General features: G+C 52.7%; 24 protein-coding genes. 21 read left to right on the top strand and 3 right to left on the bottom strand.

Going from position 1 to position 22,523, the window contains the following annotated elements:
- Positions 1–154 precede the first annotated feature (154 nt).
- On the bottom strand, positions 155–1,060 hold the full coding sequence (locus ACLD72_RS25460) for a polysaccharide deacetylase family protein (protein ID WP_458476221.1): 906 nt from the start codon (positions 1,058–1,060) through the stop codon (positions 155–157).
- 93 nt (positions 1,061–1,153) lie between these two features.
- Here ACLD72_RS25460 and ACLD72_RS25455 point away from each other — a divergent pair, with 93 nt between their 5' ends.
- The 3 genes from ACLD72_RS25455 (at position 1,154) to prsW (ending at position 3,143) form a co-directional block, all read left to right on the top strand.
- The gene (locus tag ACLD72_RS25455) at positions 1,154–1,558 is read left to right on the top strand and encodes a hypothetical protein (RefSeq protein WP_411001337.1); all 405 of its coding nucleotides are present in this window, start codon (positions 1,154–1,156) and stop codon (positions 1,556–1,558) included.
- Between the two features lie 189 nt (positions 1,559–1,747).
- Positions 1,748–2,368, top strand: coding sequence for a genetic competence negative regulator (locus ACLD72_RS25450; protein ID WP_251586462.1), 621 nt, complete (start codon positions 1,748–1,750; stop codon positions 2,366–2,368).
- A gap of 82 nt (positions 2,369–2,450) precedes the next feature.
- Positions 2,451–3,143, top strand: coding sequence for a glutamic-type intramembrane protease PrsW (gene prsW / locus ACLD72_RS25445; protein ID WP_411001339.1), 693 nt, complete (start codon positions 2,451–2,453; stop codon positions 3,141–3,143).
- 113 nt (positions 3,144–3,256) lie between these two features.
- On the opposite strand, the gene ACLD72_RS25440 is transcribed toward prsW, so the two are convergent.
- Positions 3,257–3,382 carry a hypothetical protein gene (locus ACLD72_RS25440; RefSeq protein ID WP_458476224.1) on the bottom strand — a complete coding sequence of 42 codons (126 nt, stop codon included), beginning with the start codon at positions 3,380–3,382 and terminating at the stop codon, positions 3,257–3,259.
- 106 nt (positions 3,383–3,488) lie between these two features.
- Between ACLD72_RS25440 and ypeB the strand changes: the two genes are divergently transcribed.
- The 15 genes from ypeB (at position 3,489) to spoIVA (ending at position 16,504) form a co-directional block, all read left to right on the top strand.
- Complete coding sequence (gene ypeB / locus ACLD72_RS25435) at positions 3,489–4,844, top strand: germination protein YpeB (protein ID WP_411001341.1); 1,356 nt, start codon at positions 3,489–3,491, stop codon at positions 4,842–4,844.
- Positions 4,845–5,000: 156 nt separating this feature from the next.
- On the top strand, positions 5,001–5,654 hold the full coding sequence (locus ACLD72_RS25430; protein ID WP_411001342.1) for a flagellar brake protein: 654 nt from the start codon (positions 5,001–5,003) through the stop codon (positions 5,652–5,654).
- Between the two features lie 82 nt (positions 5,655–5,736).
- Complete coding sequence (locus ACLD72_RS25425) at positions 5,737–5,940, top strand: hypothetical protein (protein ID WP_411001344.1); 204 nt, start codon at positions 5,737–5,739, stop codon at positions 5,938–5,940.
- A 282-nt stretch (positions 5,941–6,222) separates the two neighbouring features.
- A complete protein-coding gene (gene cmk, locus ACLD72_RS25420; RefSeq protein ID WP_411001346.1) occupies positions 6,223–6,930 on the top strand; it encodes a (d)CMP kinase in 708 nt (235 codons plus the stop codon).
- Positions 6,927–7,508, top strand: a complete 582-nt coding sequence (locus ACLD72_RS25415) for a lysophospholipid acyltransferase family protein (protein ID WP_411001348.1) — start codon at positions 6,927–6,929, stop codon at positions 7,506–7,508. Before cmk ends, ACLD72_RS25415 begins: the two co-directional genes overlap by 4 nt.
- 129 nt (positions 7,509–7,637) lie before the next feature.
- On the top strand, positions 7,638–8,873 hold the full coding sequence (gene rpsA / locus ACLD72_RS25410; RefSeq protein WP_411001350.1) for a 30S ribosomal protein S1: 1,236 nt from the start codon (positions 7,638–7,640) through the stop codon (positions 8,871–8,873).
- A gap of 203 nt (positions 8,874–9,076) precedes the next feature.
- Positions 9,077–10,399, top strand: coding sequence for a ribosome biogenesis GTPase Der (gene der / locus ACLD72_RS25405; RefSeq protein WP_251586446.1), 1,323 nt, complete (start codon positions 9,077–9,079; stop codon positions 10,397–10,399).
- A gap of 11 nt (positions 10,400–10,410) precedes the next feature.
- Positions 10,411–11,022: a glycerol-3-phosphate 1-O-acyltransferase PlsY gene (gene plsY, locus ACLD72_RS25400; protein ID WP_411001352.1), complete on the top strand. Its 612-nt coding sequence runs from the start codon at positions 10,411–10,413 to the stop codon at positions 11,020–11,022.
- Positions 11,015–12,055, top strand: a complete 1,041-nt coding sequence (locus ACLD72_RS25395) for an NAD(P)H-dependent glycerol-3-phosphate dehydrogenase (protein ID WP_411001354.1) — start codon at positions 11,015–11,017, stop codon at positions 12,053–12,055. Before plsY ends, ACLD72_RS25395 begins: the two co-directional genes overlap by 8 nt.
- Positions 12,056–12,136: 81 nt before the next feature.
- The gene (locus tag ACLD72_RS25390) at positions 12,137–12,409 is read left to right on the top strand and encodes a stage VI sporulation protein F (RefSeq protein ID WP_251586440.1); all 273 of its coding nucleotides are present in this window, start codon (positions 12,137–12,139) and stop codon (positions 12,407–12,409) included.
- Positions 12,410–12,559: 150 nt separating this feature from the next.
- The gene (locus ACLD72_RS25385; RefSeq protein ID WP_036621912.1) at positions 12,560–12,739 is read left to right on the top strand and encodes a DUF2768 family protein; all 180 of its coding nucleotides are present in this window, start codon (positions 12,560–12,562) and stop codon (positions 12,737–12,739) included.
- Between the two features lie 54 nt (positions 12,740–12,793).
- Complete coding sequence (locus ACLD72_RS25380) at positions 12,794–13,432, top strand: hypothetical protein (RefSeq protein WP_411001356.1); 639 nt, start codon at positions 12,794–12,796, stop codon at positions 13,430–13,432.
- Positions 13,433–13,444: 12 nt separating this feature from the next.
- Positions 13,445–13,795 carry a 2Fe-2S iron-sulfur cluster-binding protein gene (locus tag ACLD72_RS25375; RefSeq protein WP_411001357.1) on the top strand — a complete coding sequence of 117 codons (351 nt, stop codon included), beginning with the start codon at positions 13,445–13,447 and terminating at the stop codon, positions 13,793–13,795.
- Positions 13,796–13,873: 78 nt separating this feature from the next.
- Positions 13,874–14,602 carry a hypothetical protein gene (locus tag ACLD72_RS25370; protein ID WP_458476213.1) on the top strand — a complete coding sequence of 243 codons (729 nt, stop codon included), beginning with the start codon at positions 13,874–13,876 and terminating at the stop codon, positions 14,600–14,602.
- A gap of 423 nt (positions 14,603–15,025) precedes the next feature.
- Positions 15,026–16,504: a stage IV sporulation protein A gene (spoIVA, locus tag ACLD72_RS25365; protein ID WP_128635578.1), complete on the top strand. Its 1,479-nt coding sequence runs from the start codon at positions 15,026–15,028 to the stop codon at positions 16,502–16,504.
- Positions 16,505–17,175: 671 nt separating this feature from the next.
- On the opposite strand, the gene ACLD72_RS25360 is transcribed toward spoIVA, so the two are convergent.
- The gene (locus ACLD72_RS25360; RefSeq protein WP_458476212.1) at positions 17,176–18,078 is read right to left on the bottom strand and encodes a transposase; all 903 of its coding nucleotides are present in this window, start codon (positions 18,076–18,078) and stop codon (positions 17,176–17,178) included.
- A gap of 485 nt (positions 18,079–18,563) precedes the next feature.
- On the opposite strand from ACLD72_RS25360, the gene ACLD72_RS25355 reads away from it, so the two are divergent.
- From ACLD72_RS25355 to ACLD72_RS25345, 3 genes are read left to right on the top strand one after another with little or no spacing between them, the layout of a single operon-like run.
- Positions 18,564–19,562, top strand: a complete 999-nt coding sequence (locus tag ACLD72_RS25355; RefSeq protein WP_411001365.1) for a substrate-binding domain-containing protein — start codon at positions 18,564–18,566, stop codon at positions 19,560–19,562.
- Positions 19,559–21,004, top strand: a complete 1,446-nt coding sequence (locus ACLD72_RS25350; RefSeq protein WP_411001367.1) for a sensor histidine kinase — start codon at positions 19,559–19,561, stop codon at positions 21,002–21,004. The genes ACLD72_RS25355 and ACLD72_RS25350 overlap by 4 nt, the downstream gene beginning before the upstream one ends.
- Entirely contained in the window at positions 20,979–22,319 is a 1,341-nt protein-coding gene (locus ACLD72_RS25345) for an AraC family transcriptional regulator (protein WP_411001369.1), read from the top strand. Before ACLD72_RS25350 ends, ACLD72_RS25345 begins: the two co-directional genes overlap by 26 nt.
- Positions 22,320–22,523: the final 204 nt, after the last annotated feature.

Genomic DNA, 22,523 nt, shown 5'->3' with positions numbered 1-22,523 from the left:
GGTTTCTGATGTCCGTTAGCACTGATGAAAGCCGCCCAAACGGGCGGCTTTTGTCATCTTTTTCGTCCGAGTTCTGAGTTACTTCACATTCTGTCGCCCGGCGTCGCTGATTCGACGCCTGATCCGCCGTCTGATCCGACGCCAGACCTATCTTCTAATCCGCCGCCGGATCGGGCCCGATGCTTGCGGGATCCACGAACCCGTAGCCTTTGTCTTCCAGTTTCGTTAACAACTCGTCCAGCGCCTCCACGGTCCAGGGCAGTTCATGCATCAGGATGTTGCTTCCGGCATGCAGCTGCTCCAGCACATTTTGAATGACGGCGTCCGGCTTGTTTTTGTTTTTACTGTCCCAATCCAAAGACCCGTTGGACCATGTCATGTAGATCAAGCCGTTATCATCGGCGATTTGATGCGTAACGTCGTTTCCGGAACCGAACGGAGGGCGGAAAAATCTCGGAGTCTCACCGATCGTCTCCTTCACGATGGCTTGCACGTCCTCAATTTGCTGGCGCATGTTTGCTTCTTTCTCTTTTTTGAGGTCGATGTGGTCCCAACTGTGGTTGCCGACGATTTGACCGCGATCGTGAATGAGCTGCAGAAGTTCGGGATGCGCTTTGACCCGGTAGCCATTGACGAAAAAGATCGCTTTGGCGCCGTGCTTATCCAGCGTGTCGATTAAACCCTCGATCATTTCCTGTTCTTTCGGACCGTCATCAAATGTCAGCAGAACCACTTTTTTATCGGTGCCTTCCTCGTTGGGTACGACATTGTAAGCTTTGTTGATGTGATACAGCCGCTCCGGCTTCTCCGCTTCGACGGCGGCTTCCTCCGATCCGGAGCCGGAAATACCGTCCTGCGGCGCCTCCGGCGCCGTCTGGATTCCGTTTCCTTCCGGCGACCCGGCGGTTTCTTGAGACTCCGGCGCGGACACGGCGGCATTTGCCGCATTTCCTTCGCCCCGAGCGCTCGTATCGGACTGGCCGGTGGATGAATCGGGCTGGCCGCAAGAGCTGAGCAAAACGCAAGCTGCAGCGACCAGCAGGATTTTTTTGTAGAACAAACGGGTCATCTCGCTTTCCTGTATTTATGCCGCATGAGTTTGTTGTAAACCGCGAACACTACAAATGATTTTAACATATCTAAGGAGGTATTTATGGTGAGATCTTCCTCATTTTTAGGCGGAGTGTTGGTCGGGGCCGTCGCGGCGGTTTGGGCTTCGCGGCGCAAAGGCGGAATGATGTCCATTATGAACGGAGCGGGGACGGCCCTGAAGTTTGCGGGTTTGAAATCCGATTTCCTGGGAGGCAGCCAAGGACGTCATGGTTCGGAAGGTTCCGAATCGCATCATTCGGGGCATGCTTCGAAGGTAACCGGAGAACATCCAATCGGGGCAGGAAACGCCCAGGTGTATCCCAGTTCGGTTTCTGCGTCCGATGCGAAACATTCGAAGGAATACAATTTGAAGCAAATCACCGATTTTATTAAAAGCGACGCGGGTGTGCGCCGGGAAGTGGAAGCAATCCTAAAGGAGACGAATATGGCCATTCCGGGACTATAATCCCCAAAAGGACGGAATCATTTTCCGCTGCGGTGAAGTTCGGCGGAAAATGATTCTTTTTTGTCTATTTTATTGCGTGCATTTAAGGTGAATAAATGATAACATACATATCAAAGAACCATTTCCAGCACACATTACAGCAGGTTTCATAATCTGTTATTACACGGTATAAAGAGAGGAGGATCCTGTATGAAGATAGAAAGACTTGGCCAGGATAAGATACGGATTTTCCTCACGTTTGACGACTTGAGCGAACGCGGAATTCAGAAAGAGGACATGTGGCAGGAAATTCCGAAGGTCCATGACCTGTTCACCGAAATGATGGATCAGGCTTATAACGAAGTAGGCTTTGACGCCACGGGCCCTCTCGCAGTGGAAGTATTCGCCCTCCCCGCTCAAGGGATGGTCGTCATCGTAACGCGCGGTAAATACGATCACCATCATCACGGGATCGGATCGCCCTATGAGGATGAACTGCCGGAAGAAGTTTATGAAATGGAAGTAACGCTGGAACAAAGCGATACGATTCTGTATTCGTTTGACGATTTCGAAAACTTGATCGAAGCAGCTCACGTTTTGCAGCCTATGCTCCAAAATGCTGGCAGACTGTATAAATATAACGGGAAATGGGTTCTTCAGCTGGAGCCTGACGAGTTGGATGAAGGCAAACATCCGGCTTTAATCGCGGTGTTGGCTGAGTTTGGCGAAGCGACGTCGGTTACTACGGCGATGCTTGAGGAATATGGAAACTTGGTGATGGCCGAAAACGCGATCGAAGTCATTTGCAGCCATTTCAAACGTCAGGATTAATCGGCGTGCCAGGAGTAAAACAGTTCGGATTCGTCATGAGAGGGATAAGGAACAGCGAACGGCAGACAAGGGGGGATAACCGTTGCTCTTTTTCTCGATAGCAACTGCAGCGGTAGCTCCCGGTCTGGCCTTGCTTACTTATTTTTATCTTAAGGACAAGTATGATTCGGAACCGCTGCATATGGTCATCAAAGTATTTTTGCTTGGCTTTTTGATCGTTTTGCCGGTCATGATTATTCAGCGTGGCTTGACGATGTGGCTTGGCGACAATCCATGGGTATCCGCATTCGGGATCTCGGCCGGCGTCGAGGAAACGTTTAAGTGGTTTGTCCTGTTTCATATGATCTACAATCATACGGAATTTGACGAACCCTATGACGGCATTTTGTATGCGGCGGCGATCTCGCTCGGCTTTGCCACGGTCGAAAATGTCATTTACGCCTTTGCCAGCCATGCTTCAATTGGAGCTTTATTGGTTCGGGCGCTGCTCCCGGTTTCCGGGCATGCGATGTTCGGCGTTATGATGGGTTACTATTTGGGCCGGGCCAAATTCTCGGAGGGATTTGCCAGCCGGAAGTTTTTGCTTTTTTCCCTGTTGTTGCCGATTTTTTACCACGGGGTGTACGATTGGGTTATTAACAATACGACTCAATTTTGGCTTTGGTATATCGTTCCGCTGATGGCCTTTTTATGGTATGGCGGACTGGGGAAGATGACCCAGGCGAACAGCCGCTCGCCGTTTCGGTTGACGACGGGGGCCAAGGGACAAGATTAATTACAGGAAGAATAGGGTATCCTATTTCCAGGAATAGCTGCGGATTTGCGGCTTTTAAGAACTGGAAAGGGGTGCCTTTTTTCGTGCGCGTTAAGGTGAAAATCACATGCAAATCATGCGGGGAGCGTTTTGTGCTGCGCGGCAAAAAAGAACGGGGCCATATCGAAACCGGATTCAAGCAATGCTTGTGCAATAATCGGCACGATTTCGAAATTGAAGAAGAAGCGCCCTTTTAACATGTGTTCAAAAAGTCAGGTTTTCAGCTCCTCTTTAGCATGCATAAAGTTCCTTCCTTCTTGTCAAACTAATTTCAACCAGTTAAAGAAGGGAGAGAGCACTAGCCCAATGTATAAACGTCTGAGTGCGATATTATTTCCGGTTACGGCGATTTTATTAATCGGCGCCTTAGTATGGGGTTACCAGGAAAACCAGGAGAAGAATTCGATCTTGATCAAAGCGGAAAACCAGTATCAGCGAGCATTTCACGATCTGTCCTATCATGTGGACAAGCTGCATACCGAACTGGGCAATACGCTAGCGGTCCATTCGGCGTCCACCGGATCGCATCGTAAAGGCCTGGTAAATGTATGGCGTATTACGAGCGAGGCGCAAAACGAAATCAACCAGCTTCCGCTTACGCTTTTGCCCTTTAACAAAACGGAGGAGTTTTTGTCCCGGATTTCGAAATTTTCCTATCAAACGGCTGTCCGCGATTTAACCAAGCAGCCTTTGACCGAAAACGAGATGAAAAACCTCAAGGAACTGTATAAAAGCTCGGCGAAAATTTCCCAGGATCTGCAAGGCGTTCAGAACAAAGTCATCTCCAAACGCTTGCGTTGGATGGACGTGGAGACGGCGTTGGCCAGCGAGAAGGAACCTCGCGACAACACGATTATCGACGGCTTTAAAACGGTGGACAAAAGAGTCGGCGAATACCCCGAGCTTGATTGGGGGCCGTCCATTTCCAGTATGTACAACAAACGGTCGGTCAAAAAGCTTGGCGGGGGGCCGGTTACGATTAAAGATATCCAGCGCAAGGCCGCTGATTTCATCGGGATGAAGGATCCGTCGGCTGTACAGGTGCTGGAAAACGGCCGCGGTACGGAATGGGCTTCATATACGGCTAACGTTCAGGGAGGGAATGGGGAAGCCTGGTCGCTTGATTTTACGAAAAACGGCGGGCATTTGATTTCCTACACCCACAACCGGACCGTCGGCCAGAAGTCGGTGGACGCGAAAACGGCCAGAGCCCGCGCCGATGAATTTTTAGAAAGCAAAGGTTATTCCGGTTTAACACCGGTTTCCTATGACGAATATGGCAACGAGGGGAACTTCACGTATGTAAGCAAAGATGGGGACGTGCTGATTTACCCCGAGAAAGTCACGCTCCGCGTCGCGCTCGACAACGGCCAGGTAACGGGGCTTCAAGCCAGCGACTATGTGTACGAGCACGAGAACAAAACTGCGATCAAACCGCCGAAATTAACGCTGCAGCAAGCCCGCAAATATTTGAATCCGGAGTATAAGGAAACTTATCACCGGCTGGCGTTGATCGAAAACGATCAAGCGGAAAAAGTGCTTACTTACGAGTTCGGTGGAGCTATTAACGGTTCGAATTACCGGATTTACATCAATGCGGATAACGGCAATGAGGAGACCGTGGAAGAAGTCAGAACGAAAAAAGGGGCCGCTCGGTCGTAAAGCTTGAGTACGCGAGTATGTGGAGGGAATTTAACCTTCCCGTGCTCGCGTTTTATTGTTATTCGCTTCAGATTTCGGAAGATTTCCGCTACAATCCCGTCCAGGCGTGATATAATCAGGGGGAAGTAAACAACTGAAATAGGACGGTGGGAAAACTTGTTTCCTAAAGTGAACGATCTCGTATACATTCAGGTCGCCTCGACAGACAAACATGATACGGATAAAGAATGTAAATCACGGATCGCGGACGTGGAAGAAGAATCGTTTCTGATCGAGGTTCCGATCGAGAGCGGAAGCGGGCGCATCAAGAAGCTTTACATCGGGGACGAGCTTTCCATTTATTTTTTGACCGATGAAGGAGTTAAACATTATTTTAATACATACGTGCTGGGCTTTGCCGACGAGGTCGTACAGCTGGTGCGCATCCGCAAACCGGAACCGGAGACGATCACCAAAATTCAGCGCCGCAATTTTTTGCGGGTTGTCGCCGCGCTGGAAATCGCCGTCAAAACGAAAAACAATGTCCGCTTCGTTACTTATACCGAAGATGTCAGCGGCGGCGGTGTTTCCTTTGTTTGCGATGGTACATACAAACTCGTTCAAGGCGACCAGTTGTTTTGTTGGCTGCTGCTTTCGTTCAAGAACGGGTCGATCGATCACGTTCCTTTTGAGGCCGAAGTGGTACGCACGAAAAAGCTGGAAACCGGAAAAACGATGGTCATGATCAAATTCGTCAGCATCTCCGATATGGAGCGGCAAAAGCTGATCCGCTACTGCTTTGAGCGCCAGTTCGATTTTAAAAATCGTTAGGCCGGCGGGTTTTCTCCTTTCCGGATTTGGAAAAGCTATCTTTGGATGGCTTATCATGAGATGCTGCAAGGAGGAAATGAAGATGCGGAAAACAACCGATGACGAAGCATACACAACGCTGTTTTTAGAGTTCTCCGGGAAGGTCGAAAAAACGCTGAAGAAGGCGGTGATCGCGCTGCTTGCGGCGCTTTGCCTGTTCCAGGGGCTGCTGCGGATTCCGGAGCTCAGGCCCTTCCTCGCTTCGGCTGATCAATTCGAAGGAACTCCGCTCTATAGAGGCGAGTGATGATAAGCCAGGTTTTCAGCACCGAGAAGGTTGGATGAAGCTAGGGACTGAGTAGCGGAGCGTAGGAATAACCTACGTGAGCAACGGAAGGCCCGGCTGAATTCAAGATTCGACGTCGAATCCGCTTCGTGACCTACTTCGTGATGAAAAGCTGGCAGGATAAATTGGGCGGTTAAGCCTGTTGTTTCTTTTGCATCCCTTTGCTATCTGTGGTATAATTTTCACGTCGCAGGCAATGCCTGCTTTTTTCTTGAGGATCAGTTTTTGAGGAGGAATGCCCCTTTGGCAAGCGAGGCGTCAACATCACAGGCTAAGATCAACATCGCGATCGACGGTCCTGCTGGGGCAGGAAAAAGCACGATAGCCCGTATGGTTGCCGGCAGATTGTCCTATGTATACGTCGATACCGGCGCAATGTACCGGGCGGCGACATGGTATTTTCTGCAGCAGGGCATTGGGCCGGATGAGGTGGACAAAGTGCTGCAAATCGTCCCCGATCTGGTAATTGAATTGTTGCCCGGCGAGCAGGGGCAGCAGGTGACCGTGGACGGCCAGGACGTGACGGAAGAAATCCGTTCTATGGCGGTAAATGCGAAGGTGTCCCGATATGCGCAAATCGAGGGGCTGCGAACCAGGCTTGTCTCGCTGCAGCGGCAAATGGCTTTGCGCAAAGGCGTCGTCATGGACGGGCGCGATATCGGCACCACCGTACTGCCCGACGCGGAAGTCAAGATCTACATGACGGCCAGCGTTGAGGAACGGGCGCGCCGGAGATACAAGGAAATGAAAGAGCAGGACCGGGTTTCGTTTGAAGAGCTGGTTAGTTCCATCGCGGAACGCGACCGTCTGGATCAGGAACGGGAGGTATCCCCTCTGCGGCAAGCGCCCGACGCGACATATCTGGATACGACCGAGATGAGTTTGGAAGATGTCGCGGACCGGATCGTTTCCTTGTGCAGAAATTATGGAAGTGAGAGAGGAACAAGATGATTTACCGCTTCTGTCGCGCTGTACTTCGCGCAATATACAAGCTGCTGTTTCGCTTTGAAGTCACCGGGGTGGAGCATATTCCGCAAGAGGGCGGCGTTCTTCTTTGCTCCAATCATCTTACGTTGCTGGATCCGCCGACCATCGGCATCATGGTGAAACGCAAAGTGCATTTTATGGCCAAACAGGAATTGTTTCAAATCTTTGGCTTCGGTTGGCTGATCACACAGCTTGGCGCTTTTCCCGTCAAAAGGGGAGGCGTGAGCAAGGAATCGATCAAGACAGCGTTAACGCTGCTGCGTTCGGGGCATGTGATGGGGATCTTCCCCGAAGGCCGCCGGGTTAAAAACGGGGAAGGCGGCGGAATCGGCAAGAAAGGCGCGGCAACGTTCGCCCTTCGCAGCGATGCGGCCGTGATTCCGGTAGCTATCGTAGGCAATTATAAACTGTTTCATCGCTTGAAGGTGGTGTATGGTCCGCCCGTCGATCTGTCCGAATTTAAGGAGAAGGATGTCCCGGATGCGGCTGAAAAAGCCACGGAGAAAATCATGTCCGCGATCACAGCGCTCAAAAAACTGTGAGGTGGTCACCCTTGCCGGTGTTATGCATGAAGGCGGGGGACTTTTGGGAAGCTATATTTTAGAAATGTTTTGAACTTCGCTTCATGCGGGTTTAAATAAATGGGTTTTTGAATTGAGGAGGTTATTGACATGTCGGAAGAAACAAAAAATGTTCAGGAAGCTGCGGAAGTGGCAAACCAGGATGAAATGGAACAAATCGTTTCCTTGAAAAAGGGGGACACCGTCAAAGGGACGATCGTCAAAATCGAGGATAACCAAGCTTACGTAAGCATTGGATATAAATATGACGGTGTTATTCCTATCCGCGAATTGTCCTCCGTTCACTTGGACAATGCGGCAGACGCCGTTCAAGTCGGCCAGGAAGTCGAAACCAAAGTCGTGAGCATCGACGACGAGAAAGAACGCCTCGTTCTTTCCAAACGCGCGATCGACAGCGAAAACGCCTGGGAAGAGCTGGAGAAGAAATTCGCAAGCCAGGAGACATTCGAAGTTACGGTGGCCGACGTCGTAAAAGGCGGTATTGTGGCCGACGTAGGGGTTCGCGGGTTCATTCCGGCATCGATGGTGGAGCGCCACTTCGTGGAAGACTTCAGCGATTACAAAGGCCGTACGCTGCGCGTAAAGGTGAAGGAACTGGACAACGAGAACAACAAGGTCATCCTTTCGCAAAAAGACGTGCTCGACGAGGAATTCGAAGCCAACAAACAAAAGGTTATGAGCGAACTGCATGAAGGGCAAGTGCTGGAAGGAACGGTTCAGCGTTTGACGCAATTCGGCGCGTTTGTTGATGTAGGTGGCGTAGACGGCCTGGTTCACGTGTCCGAAATCGCCTGGAGCCACGTCGATAAACCGGCTGACGCTCTGAGCGAAGGCGAAAAGGTCAAAGTGAAAGTGCTGAAAGTCGATCCGGAAAAAGGCAAAATCAGCCTCAGCATCAAAGCCGCTCTTCCAGGTCCTTGGGATTCGGCAGCCGAGAAGTTCCACACTGGCGATATCGTAAGCGGCGAAGTGAAACGCCTCGTCAATTTCGGCGCATTTGTGGAAATCGCGCCGGGCGTGGAAGGACTCGTTCATATCTCTCAAATCTCGCATAAACATATCGGTACCCCGCATGAAGTGTTGAAGGAAGGCCAAACGGTACAAGTCAAAGTGCTTGATGTCAATCCGGCCGAAAAACGGGTTAGCCTCAGCATCAAGGAAACCGAAGAAGCTCCGGCTCCAGCTCCGAGAAGCGACAAACCGTCCAAGGGCAGCGGCGTGAGAAAAGAAGATTTGGGCGATAACCCGAATGTTTCGCTGAACAACCAAGGTCTTAGCATTACGCTCGGAGAGCGCTTTGGCGACAAACTGAGCAAATTGAAATAAGCTCTATGTAGCAGGCTCGATCATCGGCGGACCCTGAAGAAGCGGGTTCGCCGATTTTGTTTGCGGCCGCTCGGAACCGCCTAAGGGCGCCAATGTTAGCTATTTTATGTTTTTTTTGCTATGATGAAATACGTGTATTGGGACGAAACAAGGTGATTTTAATCATATAGGATGAAACGCTTACGAACCTAGGAGGAATGTCTATGGCAAGACCCGTAGTGGCTATCGTCGGGAGGCCGAACGTGGGGAAATCTACGATTTTCAACCGTATTATCGGCGACCGCCTCGCCATTGTAGAAGACAAGCCGGGAATTACGCGCGACCGGATATACGGGGTTTCGGAATGGAACGGCAAACCCTTCAGCATCATCGATACGGGCGGTATTGAGCTGGATGACGAAGAACCGATTTTGAAGTCGATTCGGATGCAGGCGGAGCTCGCTATTGAAGAAGCGGACGTTATCGTCTTTATGTGCGATGGTAAAGCGGGGGTTACCTCTTCGGACGAAGAGGTGGCGACCTTACTGTACCGCTCCGGCAAACCGATCATCGTGGCCGTCAACAAGGTGGACAATATCGGGCGGATGGACAACATCTACGAGTTTTACAATTTGGGCTTCGGTGAACCGATCGGCGTCTCCGGCAGCCACGGAACAGGCATCGGCGATTTGCTCGACGCGATTACGGACAATCTTCCGGAAGAGGCGGAGGAAGAATACGACGACGATGTCATTCGCGTAGCCCTGATCGGCCGGCCTAACGTGGGAAAATCTTCACTGGTGAATGCCATTTTGGGAGAAGAACGGGTGATTGTCAGCGATATTGCCGGTACGACGCGCGATGCGATCGATACCCCCTTCGAGAAGGATGGTCAGCGTTACGTCCTCATTGACACGGCCGGGATGCGCAAGCGCGGCAAGGTTTATGAGACGACCGAAAAATACAGCGTGATGCGGGCGATGAAAGCGATCGAGCGCGCGGACGTGGTGCTGGTGCTGATCAACGGCGAGGAAGGCATCATCGAGCAGGATAAGCATATCGCCGGTTACGCCTACGAGGCCGGCAAAGCGTCCATCTTCGTCGTCAACAAATGGGATGTGGTTGAGAAGGACGATAAAACGATGCACCAGTTCGAGCAAAAAATCCGCGACCATTTCCTGTTCATGACTTATGCGCCGGTCGTTTTCCTGTCGGCCAAAACGAAGCAGCGCCTGCACAAGCTGCTGCCGGTCGTACAGCATGTCGCCGATCAGCATACCAAACGGGTGCAAACGCATTTGCTGAACGACGTCGTTTCCGATGCCATTGCGATCAATCCGCCGCCAACGGACAAAGGCCGCCGTTTGCGTATCAATTACGTGACCCAGGTAGCCGTGAAGCCGCCGACGGTCGTGGTGTTTGTGAACGATCCGGAGCTGATGCATTTCTCCTACGAACGGTATCTGGAGAACAAAATCCGGGCGGCGTTCGATTTTGAAGGTACGCCGATCCGGCTGTTTACGCGGCGCAAGTCTGATGAAGGTTAGGGGAGAATAAGGTGATTTTACCCATCATAGCAGTAATTGTTTGTTATTTGCTGGGCTCGGTCAGCTTCAGCGTAGTCCTGTCGAAGCTCTTGAAAGGGATCGACATCCGCCAGCACGGCAGCGGCAACGCCGGAGCGACCAATACCCTGCGCGTGCTCGGCAAAGGTCCGGCCATTTTGGTGCTTGCGCTGGACGTATTGAAAGGGATCGCCGCCGTATGGATTGGACGCTGGCTGGGAGGCGGCGATGAGTGGACGGCGGCGCTATGCGGCATTGCGGCGATCATCGGCCACAATTGGCCGCTTTATTTTCGCTTTCGCGGGGGAAAAGGGATCGCCACCACGATCGGCGTTATGGCTACGCTCTTTTTCTTTCCGGCCTTATATGCCGGCATCATCGCTATTCTCTCGATTGTGTTTACCCGTTACGTATCCTTGGGTTCCTTGATCTTCGTGTTTTTGACGCCGATTTTTCTTGCGGTTTCCGGCGAATTCGGTCCCTATTTTTGGACGAGTCTGATTATTGGCGTGTTCGCCTTCTGGAGACATCGCACGAATATCGTAAAAATCGTTCAAGGGAAAGAAAACAAGCTGGGCTCCAAAGGAGGAAAACGAGTTGTCTGAGAAAGCTGCCGTGCTGGTGGCGGGCAGTTGGGGGACGGCACTAGCCAGCGTGCTCGCCGACAAAAATATGGAAGTGTCCCTATGGACGCGAAACGAAGCGCAAAAGGAAGAGATCGATGCTCTGCACCGCAATGAACGCTTTTTGCCGGGAGTGGCGTTGCCGGGCAACCTGAAGGCCACGACCGATTTGGAAGCCGCCGTCAGCGGCGCCAAGGCGGTGGTCATGGTCGCCCCTTCCTCGGCCGTGCGTGAGGTGGCCCGTTCGCTAAAACCGTATTGGCGCGAGGACATGCTGGTGGTCCATGCCACCAAAGGCTTTGAAATCGAAAGCCTCAAGCGTATGTCGACGGTCATCGCGGAGGAGCTTGGCTGCGAGGAGGGCCGGATCGTCGTGTTGTCCGGACCAAGCCATGCGGAGGAAGTCGTCAAGCGCAGCCCGACCACGGTTGTGGTCGCTTCGCTGGTGGAGGAACAAGCCGATTTGGCCCAGGACTTGTTCATGAATTCATACTTCCGCGTCTATACGAACCGCGATCTGGTCGGGGTCGAGCTGGCCGGGGCGCTGAAGAACATCATCGCGCTTGGGGCCGGGATGTCCGACGGGCTCGGCTATGGAGACAACGCCAAAGCGGCGCTGCTAACCCGCGGGCTTGCGGAAATCACCCGGATCGGCGTGGAAATGGGCGCCAATCCGCTAACGTTCGCTGGGCTGGCCGGCATTGGCGATCTGGTCGTTACGGCGACTAGCCGGCACAGCCGCAATTGGCGGGCCGGATATATGCTTGGGCAGGGCAAGCCGCTCCCGGAAGTGTTGAGCTCGATGGGCATGGTGGTGGAAGGGATCAGGACAACGAAAGCCGCCCATGCCATTTCGCTCAAATACCAGGTGCAGATGCCGATAGCCGCGCAACTGCATCATGTTTTGTTCGAAGGGCTGGACCCGCGGACAGCGGTGGAAGCGCTCATGGGACGTGACCGGAAGACCGAAATGGAGGTCATGTCGCTGGAAACCTGGGAGCAATGGCACTCCTAGAGCCCGTTTTGCGTAGACAGCTTCACCTTTCCGAAGGTGTCCTCATACATTGGTGAAGAGGACAGCGGAGGAGGCGAATGCATGAGCAAAATATCCAAAGAAGCGCTGGATACCATCAACAAAAAAACCGGCAAAAAAATTACCGAGGGTTCGGTGAGAAAACTGGCCAGCACCGTTAAACCGTCGACGATGCAAAACGAAGCGGAGCTGCGGAAATTGATCAAGCAGGTGTCCGCGATGGCGAAAATCCCCGTTTCGGAAAGCACCGTGTCGGAAATCGTCAGCGCCGTGAAAAAATCCGGGATGAATCCGTCCAATATGGAAGCCATGATGAAAATGATGATGAAAAAATAGTTGTTTGGGGCCATCCCCAAACATTGGCTCTGCGGCGTGAAAGCTGCAGGGCGTTTTCTTTTTCATATCCCGCCGGCGCGTAGCCTATAAAGTCGCAAGATGCTATAATATGGATCATATCAATCCAAACGAAATGGGAGAATCAAACTGATGGATGCAATGACGAAAATGTGGCTATCGATCGCTGCCGTTTTGATTATGGGATTATCCGTGTTTTTGATTACGTTTGCACGGGCGAAAACGAAAGGCATCGTCAAGGGAATCCTCTCGCTGCTGGCTTTTGTCATCATGCTGGCGGGCTTCCTCACCGGGCTCGTTTCCATCACATAAATTCCGTTAGGAAACAACGTAAAAATCAGGCAGGAAAGAGAAGAGGGAGTTAACATGAATGGAGATCGGAGCCATGTTTTTCCGGGATTAACCGCGGCTATCGGGCAAATGGCCGGGCTGTGCGAGGGGGCTGAAGCCAAGTGGCTGCTCGGAGGCAGCTGCGGCTTGTGGCTCCAGGGTGTCAGGCTCGATACACAGCCCCGGGATATTGACGTGTATGCCGATGAAGCGGACGCGCGGCTTGTGCATGAACGATTGCGCGAGTTTGCTACCGATGTCCCGCGGCAAGACCGGACCGGCTCATACGCATCGCTGCTTAGCCATTACCGCCTAGACGGCGTGACAGTTGAACTGGTGGGCGGATTTGAGGTGAAAACGGCCAGCGCATTTTACCGGACTGAAATTGCGGGGATTCTGGAGGAGAATGCTCCCCTTGTCCGTTTGGATGGGGCGGAACTTCGCTTGATGCCGCTGGCTCATGAGTTTGTTTTTAACGTGCTGCGCGAGCGGCCGGACCGGTATTTGGCGATTGCGGAAGTCATCCGCGGCGAGGCTGACCGGCATCTGCCACTGCTCAGTGAACTGCTGGGGAGAAATCAATGGACGGCCGGTATCGTCGGAAAAATGGCCGAGGTGCTGGATCGCCCGCTGTTGTCCGGACCATGGGGAGAATACGGCGGCGGACAAGCTTAAGGAGGCGCGGCGGTGGAGGTTCAAGTCCAGTTTTGGCCTCAGGGCAAAAAGGTAAAGGTACGTCCGGGAACGAGCGTGCTGAGGGCAGCTCAGAAGGCCAGACTCCACATCGCAACCCGCTGCGGCGGCCAAGCCGCTTGCCTGATGTGCAAGGTCCGGGTGGAAAAGGGCTGCGCGGGCGCGTTATCCCCGCTCACTCCGGCGGAAGCGCGCAAGTTGGGCCCGCTGGCGGAGGAAGGCATCCGGCTCGCCTGTCAGGCCAAAGTGATCGGAAATGCTGAAATCCATCTCCCAGAGGACCCGTTAAAGGCGGCCGTACGTAAACAGTTGATGCAGCAGACGGACGAGGACAGTTTGTGGTAATTACACCTTAAGAAAGTATGAAAAGGATGGAATTAAAGAATGCAGGGAAATCGGAAGATTCGTAGATTCGTTGACGCCATGGCGCGGCAAATCGCTTTGGGCTTGCTGCTGCTCGTCTTCATATCGCTGCTTTCCGGATGCATGTATCGCGGAGAGCAGCATGCCGGGCCGGTCTCCTATATGGATAGCGTGGACCGCATTCAGCGGGCGCTGGACCGATTCCAGGAGCAGGAAGGGATCCTGCCGATCATCACCGCCGGGCCGGAGACGCCGCGATATGAGAAATACCGGATCGACCTGGACCGCCTTAAGCGGATGGGGTATCTCGATGAAATCCCGTCGGCCGCCTTTGAAAAGGGGGGCAACGTCTATTTTCTCGTCATCAATGAAGAGGTGGACCCTGCCGTAAAAGTGATGGATCTCCCCACCATGCAAAAGGTCAACGACGTGCAGAGGAGCGTAAACGCCTATCGTTCCTCCTACAGCGGCAAGCTCCCGGGAGCGGAGGCGGGGGAGACGTATCCGGGGTTGTACACGGTCGATCTTTCGCTCATCGGGGCAGAGGGCGATGAACCGGTCAGCGTATACTCCGGCGAAACGTTGCCCTACATTATGGATTCCCAAGGAACCGTATATGTGGACTATGCCTTTGATATTATGCAAATCATCGACAAGACCCAGGCGGCTCCAGAGCGAGAAGAGGACTTAAGAACGAGACTAACGGACAATGCGTATTTTGTGCCAGTCAAATCGCTGCCCTATCGGTTTATCGCTGGGGCGCCGGTCCCGGTAGTAGACTCAGAGTGAGTAACAGCCAGCCAGGTGCATCGCTGGGTTGCACGGCCGTTCGGAAAATTTTCCGGACGGCCTTTTTGCTATTCAACTTATATAGTCATACTTTTTTCAATAGAATCATACAAATGGAGCATGGCGGATAAGTGCCCGTCTTGTTCGGCGCGAATCGGATGATTAAAAAAGTAGGCTTGGACGGTGATTGCCGTCATATTTCCGCATCTGGTACATATGCTGTTACTAGTCCAAATGCAGGTACGAGTTTACGCCGCTTCGTTCAGCTTCGATCCAAGCTTAGTTTACGGCGGCGGACATGGGCAAGAGGAGCTGCCGCTCCTGCCGTAACAGTGAAGCCCGAAAATAATGGTAAATCAACGAAGCGGATGCTCGGGGAGCATTTTTCCTTCGGCGAAATTTGAGGAGGGGATATCATTGGTATTGGAGAAAGTGGACATTTTTAAGGACATTGCCGAACGAACCGGAGGCGATATTTATCTGGGCGTCGTTGGAGCCGTCCGCACCGGAAAGTCGACGTTTATCAAACGTTTTATGGAAACCGTCGTGCTTCCGAACATCGCAAATGAAGCGGACCGGGTTCGCGCCGTGGATGAACTTCCGCAAAGCGCCGCCGGCAAAACGATCATGACGACCGAACCGAAATTCGTGCCGAACAACGCGGTTCAGATCAAGGTGGCGGAAGGTCTGGAGGTTAACGTAAGGCTCGTTGATTGCGTCGGATACGCCGTGGAAGGCGCAAAAGGCTACGAGGATGAAAACGGACCGAGGATGATCTCCACGCCATGGTTCGAAGATCCGATTCCGTTCCAGGAAGCGGCGGAAATCGGAACCCGCAAGGTGATTCAGGAACACTCCACACTGGGAGTTGTCGTTACGACGGACGGGACGATCGCCGACATTCCGCGGTATTCCTACGTCGAATCGGAGGAACGGGTCGTCGCCGAATTGAAAGAGGTAGGCAAACCTTTTGTGCTCGTCATCAACTCGACGCGCCCGAACAGCGAAGAAGCCCAGCAGCTGCGCGGTGAGCTGGCGGCCAAATACGATATCCCCGTCATCGCGCTCAGCGCCGCTACGATGACGGAAGAAGACGTGACCGGCGTACTTCGCGAAGTTCTGTACGAGTTCCCGGTTCACGAAGTCAACGTCAACCTGCCCAGCTGGGTCATGGTGCTGAACGAAAACCACTGGCTGCGCAGCAATTATGAAAATTCCGTCCGCGATACGGTTAAGGACATCCGCCGCCTGCGGGATGTCGACCGGGTCGTCGGGAACTTCATGGAATACGATTTCATCGACCGGGCCGGCCTCAGCGGGCTCAACATGGGCCAGGGCGTTGCGGAAATCGATCTGTACGCCCCGGATGATCTGTACGACCGCATCTTGGTGGAAGTGGTCGGCGTGGAAATCCGCGGCAAAGACCATCTGCTGCAGCTGATGCAGGAATTTACGCATGCCAAGCGGGAATACGATCGGTTTGCCGAGGCGCTGGAAATGGTCAAAACGACCGGTTACGGCATAGCCGCTCCATCGCTGGCCGAAATGATGCTCGACGAGCCGGAATTGATCCGTCAAGGCTCCAGATTCGGGGTCAGACTGAAAGCGACGGCTCCGTCGATTCACATGATCCGCGTCGATGTCGAATCGGAATTCGCACCGATTATCGGTACCGAAAAGCAAAGTGAGGAACTGGTCCGCTATCTGATGCAGGACTTTGAAAACGACCCGATCAAAATTTGGGAGTCGGACATTTTCGGCCGTTCCCTGCACTCGATCGTACGCGAAGGCATTCAGGGCAAAATCGCCATGATGCCGGACAACGCCCGTTACAAGCTGCAGGAAACGCTGGGCCGGATTATCAACGAGGGCTCCGGCGGACTCATCGCCATCATCTTGTAGGTCAAAAAGGCGGCTTTTTAACACATATCTAATAAACTTGTAATTCCTCCTCAACAACCGCGCGTAGGCTGAGAGCAGCTGCGTGCGGTTGTTTTGTTGCGTCAGGTTCGAAGAACGCGCCAATGGAATCAACTACAAAATGGAAAAATAGGAAAATACCGTTTCGTTAGTAAAGCGAGAGTGACGAGCTTCTACTGTCAGACAAAAGGAGGTCCGTTCATTGTTGTAGACCATCAGCCCGATCTAAATTAACTGCCAAACGAATTAAAAGTATTCTTTTCTTGGGGGGGCGGCAGATCAACACTCACTGTCCGGACGCTTTGCACGATTATCCCGTTTGATCAGGGTAGCTGAGAAACAGCCAAGCTCGGGAGAAGAAAATATTTGGTGGAGAAGCAGGTAGGTTCGAGATAATTTAGCCGGGCTTTGGAGAAGGAATCAGGTTTAGGGGAGGTGAAACAGACCGGACAAGAGATCGAGACAGGAGATCAAGGACAAGACGTGAGGGAAACGAAAAGACCGTGATTTTGCTGTAGCTTAAACCCTTCCGTTTGCAGCAACGCCCGCACCGTTCATGCTAACCCACACCAATCAAGTCGATCCGCATTAAGCTAACCCCTGCCCATCAAGTTGATCTGCATCAAACTCCCCCCACCGTTCCGGCGTTTCGATCAGGCCGCAGCCGCAAGGGGCTGGTTCGGTTGGCGCGCGATCAGCCGGCGGTAAGGGATCGCCGGAATCGCCACACACATGTGCAGCAATTTCTGCCGCATCGTTTCTTTCGCTCCGGGCAGGTGCAGCCGGCGGCGTCCGGTGTACTCGTTCAGGTACGCCTGCAGATGCTTTAGTCCCAAGGCTATATATGTACTCTTCAACGATTCCCACGCCTCTCTCACCACTTTCCGCAAAGGCGCATACAGACGAAAGGCTAGAGGGAACGACTGTACAGACGATGTACGGACATCCACTTGCCTGTTGATGAACGCAGCGAGTTCGTGACGGTTTGCTCTTTTTCCGTCTCCTCTCTTATACGGCACCAGGCGGATTTTGACCTGCTCCGGCTCGCCCGACTCCGTGACCGTGCATCCCGCTACGACCGCCGTGGCATACGGATGCGAAAACTGACACCGGGACGGATCGCGCCCGTACAGATCGCTGTTCACCTTCACATCTCCACAGAGCAGTTCCCGGGCATCGAACTCCCCGACGGCATGGCGTATTTTGTGCAGCATCAACCAGGCGGTTTTGTAAGTGACTCGGATCACCTGGCTCAGCCGAATCGCCGAGATGCCGCCCTCAAACAGGAACAAATCCAGGGCCTCGAACCACTTGAGCAGGGGCAGATGCGTCCGTTCAAAAATCGTGCCGACCAAAGCCGACGTCTGATGTTTGCACTTTCCGCACTCGAACAAGGGGATATGCCGGGAGGTCAAACGACTGCACCGGGTGTGAGTGCAGCGCGGGCAGACGAAGCCGTTCGGCCACTTCATCGCGATCAGCGCCTCCACGCAGGCCTGCTCGCTGTTAAAACGGTTGCTGAATGATTGAAGTTCCGTTCCCGCATTGACCTTCATGTTTGCTCGCCCCCGCATCAATAATTTAAGAACATGTGTTCGATTGACTTTATTATACCAAACACACGTTCTTATATCAAGCTGAAAATCTCACCTGAACCGCCTCATTTTTTCCTCATCTTTGCTTCTTCTCTCTTTTTTTGGAACCCTTGCTCTAGCCCCCCCTGCTCTCTGAACGAAAGGGATAATCGTGCAAAGGCAAGCAGCAGGCAGGGACACCAAGACACGAACCCTTTAGACAGCCCCCTCAGCTGGTGTCGATTTGTGGCGCTGCTCGAAACGGCTATGGTGCAAAAGGTAGATGCGCCGACTTCGGCGGATCGGGACGGCCTCTTTATCGTTGACGCTTCCATGCTCCACCTGCTTTTAAGTGGGTTTTCATTCCGCGAAAATTGGGATAATAAGGATTTTTTTATATCGCGACAGGTGTTTATATATTAAACTTATATAATGAATTGAGCCTATAATTTCCAAAGGAGCAAGACATGTCAAACCGTAAATGGACATTTATCCTGATCTCCGTCTTCCTGCCATTTGCCTGGCTGCTGTTGCAATTCGCGTTGTCTTCTCTGCAAATTCACCAATTTGCCGAACAATTGAAGGCGGTTTCACCCAAAGGCGGAGGTTCGGAAATAAAAGTGGTCTTGGTATCGCAGGAATTGGACAATTTTTTCTGGCGATCCATCGAACAAGGAGCCCGAAAGGAAGCGGAACAGTTCGGGATGCGGCTCGATTATATCGGACCGGGCCGCATTAATCCGTCCGAGCAGATCAAACTGCTGGATAAAGCGATCGCCGCCAAGGCGGATGCCATCCTGGTTCAAGGCATAAATGATCCGGAGTATCGCCGATTAATCGACAAAGCGGCGGGACTTGGCATACCTGTCATCACGATCGATACGGATGAGCCGGACTCCCGAAGGCTGGCTTACGTTGGAACGGATAACGAAGGAGCCGGAAGGCGGATGGGCGAGCTGGTGGCAAAGGCTTCCGGGGAGCGTGGCGATATTGGAGTTGTGATCAGCAACGAGCGCGTCGAGAACCAGCGGCTCAGGCTTGCCGGCTTTCGTTCCGTAATCGGCCGTTATCCCGGGCTGCGCATTGTGGAGATCCGCTCCTCGGACATTTCGCGGCTTCAGGCAACCCAGCAAGCTCAGAACATGCTCATACGCTATCCGGAGATCCGCTACATGGTTGGATTCAGCGCGTTGGACGGCCCTGGTATTCTGGAAGCCTCAGAGCGGATCGGCTCGAGGAATCTGCATATTTTCGCTTTCGACGATATGGCCGAGACGCTGAAAGCCGTCGGAGATAACCAAATCGAACTGACGATTGTCCAGCAGCCCGTGGAAATGGGGGCAATGGCCATAAAACGGCTAAATGATTATTTAGAGGGGGATGAACCCCAGGAATTAACATACACCAGGGTGTATGAAGTACATGCGGATTCTTCCGACAACGCAGCCGGAGATATCGGACGATGACGATCAGAATGAAGCTGCTTCTGTTCATCCCGCTCCTGGTTGTGTTCGCCAATTTCATCGCTTATTTTGTTTTTCAAAGCGGAAAGGTCGTACAACAGAGCTACGACGAAATGCTTGGCCGCATTTTGCTCATCGAGCAAACCTCGGAAGCGGCGGGGAGCAACTTAAAGCTCCTATACGCTTTTTTGCTTAACCCGAGCGACGATAAGGCTGTACAAGGCTCGGCAGAACGGCAACTGATGCAGTTGAAAGGCAGAATCCAGGAGGTCTCCGGTACGGCCGATTCTTCTTTCTCCGAGGAGGATTACATAAATTTGCTGGCCACATTTCTCGAACAGAAACAAGCCGCAGTTGCGGACGCAAATACGCAGGATCCCGGGGCGGCTTTTGAACACTATATTGAAGCGGAGAAAACCGTCGGCTATATCCACGAGGAGGGACAGCGGCTGATCGATGCCGAACTGGCTTATTACCGGCCGATTATTGAGAACATCCGCAAGCAGAATGAGCGAATGAACGGGCTTGGAGCGGCGTTGTTCGGCATGAACGCACTGATGGGGGGAATGCTTGCAATCTGGGTCTCGCGCAGCATTACCGGCCCTGTCGGCCGGCTTGTCGGACTGGCGAAACGGATCGCCACAGGCGATCTGAATATCCAGCCCCAGCCGCGGCGGGGTGACGAATTGGGCGTATTGTCGGACGCCATTTTGCAAATGTCCGCCGATTTGAGCATCCTCATCGAGAAGGACAAACAGAGTCTGGAAATGCGGCGGCTTGTGAAGGAGTTGGAGCTAAGAGCTCTGCAAAATCAAATTAATCCGCACTTTTTGTTCAATACCTTAAATGTGCTCTCACAACTGGCGATCCTGGAAGGGGCGGAGAAGACCAGCGACCTGATCGTTTCACTGTCCAATCTGCTTCGGTACAGTCTGCAAAAGCTGGACAAGCCCGTTACTCTCAAGGAGGAACTGGATCATATCCGCGAATACGTAACCATCCAGCAGGCGCGCTTCCGGGACAGAATTCGCTTTGATTTTCACTATGACGCTTCCGTGCTGCAGCAGCAAATTCCGGCCCTGACGATCCAGCCGCTCATTGAGAACGCTTTTCTTCACGGTGTAAAGGATATGGAGGCCGGAGCCGTCATCACGCTGGCGTTATCGAGAGCGGGGGCGGAGGTGCAAATTGAAATTTCGGACAACGGAAAGGGCATGCCGGAGGAAACCCGCTTGTCCGTGCTCCGTCTCGAAGGCGGAGCCGAAAGCGGCAGTTCAACGGGACTGGGAATGCAAAACGTGTTTAAGCGGCTGCAGTTGTTCTACGGAAAGGAAGGAATGGTTGAAATCAGCAGTCATGCCGGACAAGGAACGGCCATAACAATACGGATTCCGGCCAAAAAGGAGAGTGAGCGGACTGATGTATCGGTTGTTGATCGCGGATGACGAGGCCTTGGAAAGGGAGGGGCTGGAATTGACCGTGGAACGGGCCATGCCGGGGGTATTCCGGTTTATTCATGCCGGCAATGGCCGCTTGGCGATCGAATGCGCGGAAGAATACCGTCCCCATATTGCCCTGCTGGATATCAATATGCCCGGAATCGGCGGGCTTGAAGCGCTTCGAGAATTAAAGGAGATTCTTCCGGGTACCCACTTCGTGCTCGTCACCGCCTATGATTATTTTGCCTATGCCCGGGAGGCGCTCTCTTTGGGCGTTAAGGAATATATCCTGAAGCCGGCGAAGCGAGAAATAGTCATCGGTACGCTAAAACGGCTGATTGAGGAAATCGAGCGCGAGAAGCAGGAACGTAAAGAAAAATTGGAGCTTAGGCACAAAGTCTCACAGCTGCTGCCGCTCGCGGAAAACGAGTTGGCTTTAATGCTTATGGTCGACCAGACGGCGGACTCCAGCGTTTCCCAGTTGTCGGAATGGCTGGACTTTCCGCTTGACCGGGGAAGCGCTATTGTTGCCGCCTTTGACAGCTATACGGACGAGCAGGACAAAAAGAAAATTTACGATCATTTCCGCAGCTATGTAAAAACACACGGCCCGAATTCCCTTATAAGCTCCTTGATCGACCATCATATCGCCATTTTTTTACGAAAGCCGCCTGCCACCGGCGAAAATGGCTGGCGGCAGTTGGTCGAGCGCCTTGTCCAGCAGCTCCTCGAGCTTGCCCGGCAGCAGTTTGGCATACAGACAGCCGTTGGCATCGGATCGCTGCATAGCGGCGAGGAAGGGTTCCGAAAGTCCTATTTCGAAGCCGTTTTTGCCTCCACCCTGCACAAGCAAGGCGAGGGTTACTGCCACTTTGCCGAACTGCAGCCGTCAGAGGCCGGAAACGCATCTTTGTTTCCCGTCAAAGCGGCGAAAGGAATCCATCAGCAGACCTATGTCATGTCGGCGCTGCAACGGTTGCGTGAACAGCGGGAGGTCCAAACAGTGACTGTACTGGGCAGAGCGAAAATGTATATCGAGGAACGGTTCACCGGTGATCTTTCGCTGGAAGAAGTGGCTGATTTCGTCCATTTGAATCCTCATTACTTCAGCAAAATTTTTAAACAGGAATACGGGGAAACGTTCATCGACTTCGTAACCCGGCTGCGAATTGATAAAGCTATTTCGCTGATTCAGGCCGGCAGCCTTACCCTTAAGGAAGTCTGCTTTGATGTAGGTTATAAGGACCCAAACTATTTTAGCCGCGTGTTTAAGAAGATTACTGGCGTCCCGCCTACCGAATTCAAAGCCCAACAGCAGTGAACTGATGCATCCATGCCGGCCGCCGGCATGGATTTTTTTAAGCTCGAGTGTGAAAGTAATGCTAGGTTCAGCCTCTGCGTCTGCAATTCCGGAGTCATAGCCAAAATCGTACATGAAAAGGTCTGTATAGTGCAGACGATATCCCCTCTTCCTTACCTAAGCGCATGCTAAACTTTTCCTTGAAGAACGGACTGAGGTTTTAAT

The sequence above is a fragment of the Paenibacillus lacisediminis genome (assembly GCF_046567315.2).
Note: the sequence above shows the minus strand (reverse complement) of the source record. Positions and strands in the feature narration are given on the sequence as shown.